Consider the following 505-nt stretch of genomic DNA (forward strand, 5'->3'; position numbering starts at 1 on the left):
CGGATGCGCTGCGCCCGCGCTTCGGCCCCGGCTCGGCGGAGCGGCACCGGCAGGCGGGGCACGTCGAGCTGCCGATCGCGCCGGGCACGGGGCTGCGGCTCGACGTCGACGAGCTCGCCGACCTCCACACCGCGCTCGACGCGGGCGTCGGCCCGCACACGCGCGCGGTGCTCGCCCAGGCGTCGCTCTCGACCTGAGCCGCCGACCGGCAGCGCTCGATGACGCTGAGCGGCAGCCCAGCCGCACTGCGCGGCCCGCGGCTCGCTCAGCGTCATCGAGCGCAACCGGGGCGGTCGCGACCCGCGCGGTCGGCGCCGTCGCCCGGCGCGCCGCCCGGGGGAAGCCCGATCGGCCTGCGCGGGTCCTCGGCCGCCATGGCGGCTCGGCCCTCGGCGCAGCCCGATCGAGCTCCCGGCGCCCCGCAGCGGCGGCCGCGGCCCGCGCGCCCTCAGCTCAGCCGTCGGCGCAGCCCGATCGAGCTCCCGGCGCCCCGCAGCGGCGGCCG

1 pseudogene is annotated in these 505 nt (G+C 81.4%); it reads left to right on the plus strand.

Features of this window, described 5'->3' with window-relative positions:
* Window positions 1–197, plus strand: a pseudogene (locus NWP09_RS13230) (2-phospho-L-lactate guanylyltransferase); the annotation flags it as partial.
* Between the last annotated feature and the right edge of the window lie 308 nt (window positions 198–505).

The sequence above is a fragment of the Agrococcus sp. HG114 genome (assembly GCF_024723325.1).
Lineage (GTDB): Bacteria > Actinomycetota > Actinomycetes > Actinomycetales > Microbacteriaceae > Agrococcus.